The sequence below is a fragment of the Demequina sp. genome, assembly GCF_024642165.1.
In the GTDB taxonomy this organism is placed as follows: Bacteria; Actinomycetota; Actinomycetes; order Actinomycetales; family Demequinaceae; genus Demequina.
In genome coordinates this window covers 1-4,307 of sequence record NZ_JAHEBP010000149.1, presented here as the reverse complement: position 1 = coordinate 4,307, position 4,307 = coordinate 1, and the positions used below count along the sequence as shown (strand labels likewise).

4 protein-coding genes are annotated in these 4,307 nt (G+C 69.6%); 1 reads left to right on the top strand and 3 read right to left on the bottom strand.

Annotation, left to right across the window (positions count from 1 at the left end; translation table 11 throughout):
* On the top strand, positions 1-467 hold a 467-nt coding region (locus Q0L54_RS10625; RefSeq protein ID WP_296667949.1), incomplete at its 5' end, for a hypothetical protein.
* Here Q0L54_RS10625 and Q0L54_RS10620 read toward each other — a convergent pair.
* The 3 genes from Q0L54_RS10620 to Q0L54_RS10610 form a co-directional block, all read right to left on the bottom strand.
* Positions 425-2,677: a bifunctional (p)ppGpp synthetase/guanosine-3',5'-bis(diphosphate) 3'-pyrophosphohydrolase gene (locus tag Q0L54_RS10620; protein WP_366937960.1), complete on the bottom strand. Its 2,253-nt coding sequence runs from the start codon at positions 2,675-2,677 to the stop codon at positions 425-427. The genes Q0L54_RS10625 and Q0L54_RS10620 overlap by 43 nt on opposite strands.
* A gap of 108 nt (positions 2,678-2,785) precedes the next feature.
* Complete coding sequence (gene secF, locus Q0L54_RS10615) at positions 2,786-3,874, bottom strand: protein translocase subunit SecF (RefSeq protein WP_296667946.1); 1,089 nt, start codon at positions 3,872-3,874, stop codon at positions 2,786-2,788.
* Positions 3,874-4,307, bottom strand: a 434-nt coding sequence (locus tag Q0L54_RS10610) for an MMPL family transporter (RefSeq protein ID WP_296667945.1), incomplete at its 5' end; no start/stop codon positions are given. The genes secF and Q0L54_RS10610, both read right to left, overlap by 1 nt.

The following is a 4,307-nucleotide window of genomic DNA, read 5'->3' as shown; positions in this document are numbered from 1 at the left end:
TCACGGCACACACTCGAGTCCCCTCCCACACCGCGCTGACCGGGCTCGCGGCGCTGTGGATCCACTGCTGGCGGCCGCTGCCGCCCACCCGCTGGCACCTCGTGGGCGAGCGCGGCCTCTATCGGACCACGGACACGAGCCTCGTGTTCCACTCGGGTGTCACCGCCCGGCTCGGGTCACGCATCGGCCCGGTCGCCGTCGCGCCACCCGCCCGCGCGTGCCTCGACGCCCTGCGCTGGGAACCCGCGGAACCGGCGCTCGAGGCGGTGGTGGGGGCAGTGCTCGACGGTCGCATCGTCCCCGAGGCGCTCGATGCGGCGCTCGAGCTCGACTCGGCTCGCGGCGCCGGTCACGCGCGGCTGACGTCGCTGGTCGCCGCCGTTACCGCCCTCGCGGGGCACCGCCTCGAGGCGCCCGCCGCCGGTCAGCCGGGGCGCTTGGCGCCGGTGATGCGTCGGGCGTCGTAGACGCCGTCGATGCGCCGCACCGCGCTGATGATGGCGCCCAGGTGCGATGGATCCGCCATCTCGAACACGAAGCTCGACAGCGCGACGCGGTCGCGGGACGTCGACACGTGGGCGGACAAGATGTTGACGTGGTGGTCGGACAGCACCTGGGTGACGTCGGACAGCAGGCGGTTGCGGTCCAGCGCCTCGACCTCGATCTGCACCATGAAGGTGCCGGCCGCCTGCCCGGTCCACTCGACGTCGATCAGCCGCTCCTCCTGAGCGACCAGCTGCTTGAGGTTGTCGCAATCGGCACGGTGCACGCTGACCCCGGAGCCGCGGGTGACGAAGCCCTGGATCGGGTCCCCCGGCACCGGGGTGCAGCACCGCGCCAGCTTGACCACCACATCGGTGAGCCCGTGGACGGAGACGCCGGGCTCGCCCCTGCGCGCCGATCGCGCGGGCAGCCCCGGCCGCGTCATCTCCGTGAGGTCCTCGTCGGCACCCTCCGCGCCGCCCACGGCCTCCGTCATGCGGGCCACCACGTCCGCCGCCTGCTCCTTGTGCTCGCCGATCGCGGCGTACAGGGAGTCGACGTCGTCGTAGTGCATGCCCTTGGCCAGGGCGAGCAGCGTGGGACGGCTCATGAGACGCTGCATCGGCAGCTGCTGGCGGCGGATGGCGCGCGCCAGCATGTCGCGGCCGGTCTCGACGGATTCTTCGCGCCGCTCGCGGGTGAACCACTGGCGGATCTTGTTACGCGCCCGCGCGGACTGCACGAACTCGAGCCAGTCACGCTTGGGATGCGCGTTCTCGTCCGAGGTGGTCAGCACCTCGACCGTGTCGCCGTTGTCCAATGCCGAGTCGAGCGGCACCAAGCGGCCGTTGACCTTGGCGCCGATGGTCTTGTGGCCCACCTCGGTGTGGACCGCGTACGCGAAGTCCACGGGCGTGGCGCCTTGCGGGAGGGACAGCAGCTTGCCGCGCGGAGTGAACACGTAGACCTCGGCCTTGGAGATCTCCCCACGCAGGCTGTCGAGGAAGTCGCTCGGATCCGCGCTCTCCTGCTGCCAGTCGGCGATCTGGCGCAGCCACCCCATGTCGTTGCCCGACCCGGACGCCGCCTCGCCCGTCTTGGCCGTCTCCTTGTACCGCCAGTGCGCCGCGAGGCCGTACTCCGCGCGCCGGTGCATGTCGTAGGTGCGGATCTGGAGCTCCACGGGCTTCCCGGTGGGCCCGATCACCGTGGTGTGCAGCGACTGGTAGAGGTTGAACTTGGGCATCGCGATGTAGTCCTTGAACCGGCCCGGCACAGGCTGGTAACGCGCGTGCATGGCGCCCAGCACGGCGTAGCAGTCGCGGACCGACTCGACCAGGATGCGGATCCCCACGAGGTCGTAGATGTCGTTGAGGTCGCGACCTCGCACGATCATCTTCTGATAGACCGAGTAGTAGTGCTTGGGGCGCCCCGTGACCTCGGCCTTGACGCGCATCGCGCGCAGGTCCTTCTCGATCTCCGTCCGCACCTGCGCCAGGTACTTCTCACGCTCCGGTGCCCGCTCGGTGACGACCTCGACGATCTCCTGGTAGATCTTCGGATACAGCGTCTGGAAGCTGAGGTCCTCGAGTTCCCACTTGACCGCGTTGAGGCCCATGCGGTGCGCGAGCGGCGCGTAGATCTCGATGGTCTCCTGGGCCTTCTTGCGCGCGGACTCCGGCGAGACGTACTGCCACGTGCGCGCATTGTGCAGGCGGTCGCACAGCTTGAGCAGCAGGACGCGGATGTCCTTGGCCATCGCGACCACCATCTTGCGCACCGTCTCCGCCTGCGCCGCGTCGCCGTACTGGACCTTGTCGAGCTTGGTGACGCCGTCCACGATCATCGCGACCTCGTCGCCGAACTCCTCCCGCATCGTCTCCAGCGGGTACTCGGTGTCCTCGACCACGTCATGCAGCAGCGCCGCCGCGATCACGGTGTCCGGCATGCCCAGGTCCGCGACGATCTGCGCGACGGCGATCGGGTGGGTGATGTACGCCTCGCCGCTCTTGCGCAGCTGCCCCTCGTGGGCGACCTCGGCGGCCTTGTAGGCCCGCTCGATCAGTCCCGTCCGTCCCCGCGGGTACATGCGCCGATACGTGTCGAGCACGCCGTCGATCGCGCTGGACTCCCGACTCCCCCGGCGGAGGAACCCGAGCCCGAGCGTCCCGGTCGAGGGACGGGTCTCTGTCACACGCACCTCCGAGTCAGGTAGGGCGTCAGTCTACCGGCCGCGCGGACGTCGCCAGGGCGACGGGACGATGCGACGGTCGCCGCATCGTGCCCCGCGCCCGGCCCGCGGTCAGGCCTTGCGGTTCTTGCGCTTGGGCTGTGCGGCGGTGCCCTGATGGCGACCGCGGTCGACGGCGCCCACGCGCACCTCGCCGGTCTCGGAGATCGCCACATCGGTGTCGCCCGACGCGCGCAGCGCGAGCACCTGGGCGGTGTGCGCCTTGATCTTGGCCTCGGTGTCGCGCAGCGCCACCTCGGCGGGCGTGGCCACGAAGATCGACGAGTACGTGCCCACGGCCATGCCGATGAAGAGAGCCAGCGCGATGTCCTTGAGCGTGCCGGCGCCCAGCAGGAACGAGCCGATGAACAGGATGGCGCTCACGGGCAACAGCGCCACCACCGACGTGTTGATCGACCGCACCAGCGTCTGGTTCACCGCGAGGTTCGCGAGCTCGTCATAGGTGTATCGATGCTGCGACGTGAGGTTGGCGGTGTTCTCCCGCACCTTGTCGAACACCACGACGGTGTCATAGAGCGAATAGCCCAGAATCGTGAGGAAGCCGATCACCGAGGCGGGCGTGACCTCGAAGCCAACGAGGGCGTAAACGCCCACCGTGAAGATCAGGTCGTGCGCCAGCGCGATCAGTGCCGCGGCGGCCATGCGCCAGGCGCGGAAGTAGAGCGCCATGACGATGGACACGAGCACCAGGAAGATCACCAGGCCCTGCACGGCCTTCTTGCCCACCTCCGCGCCCCAGGTGGGGCCGATCTGGGTGAAGCTGACGGATTCCTCGGCGACGTCATAGCCGGCAGCGAGGTCCGTGGTGAGCGTGCGCGCCGTCTCGGTGTCGACCACGCCGATCTGGACGCGGATGTCGTTGTCGCCCAGCACCGTGACGCGCGGGACCTCGTCCGGCGCAACCTCGGCGACCACCTGGGTGGCGATGGCGATGTCGGGGTTCGCGGTGTCGGCCACGCGGAACTCGGTGCCGCCCGCGAAGTCGATGCCGGGATTGAGCTGGTTGATCAGCAGCACCGCGATCGACGCGGCGATGAGCACGGCAGACACCATGAACCAGCGCTTGCGCTGCTGGACGATCGGGTAGGTCTTCTCCCCGGAGTGCAGCGTGTTGCCCCACTGGGCCAGGTTGAGCTTCATCAGTTCTCCTCCGCCTCGGCGCGCGCCTGCGGGGCGGACGCGCCGGCCGCCGCCGCGGCCTTGCGTTCGGCGAGCGTGAGCTGGCCGGGGGCGACGATGCGGCCCCGGCCCTTGTACATGGTGTCCCGTCCCAGCTGGCGCGGGTCCAGCCCGGACCACTGGTGACCGCCGCCGAAGAACTTCGTCTTCGCCAGCAGGATGAGGATCGGGTGGGTGAACATGAACACGACAAGGATGTCGACCAGGGTGGTGAGACCCAGCGTGAACGCGAAGCCTCGGACCCCGCCCACGGCGAGCGAGTAGAGCACCACCGCGGCGAGCAGGTTGATCGCATCGGACGCCAGGATGGTCCGGCGGGCGCGGCGCCAGCCGTGGTCGATCGCGGCCGGCAACGACCGCCCCTCGCGCAGCTCGTCCCTCACGCGCTCGAAGT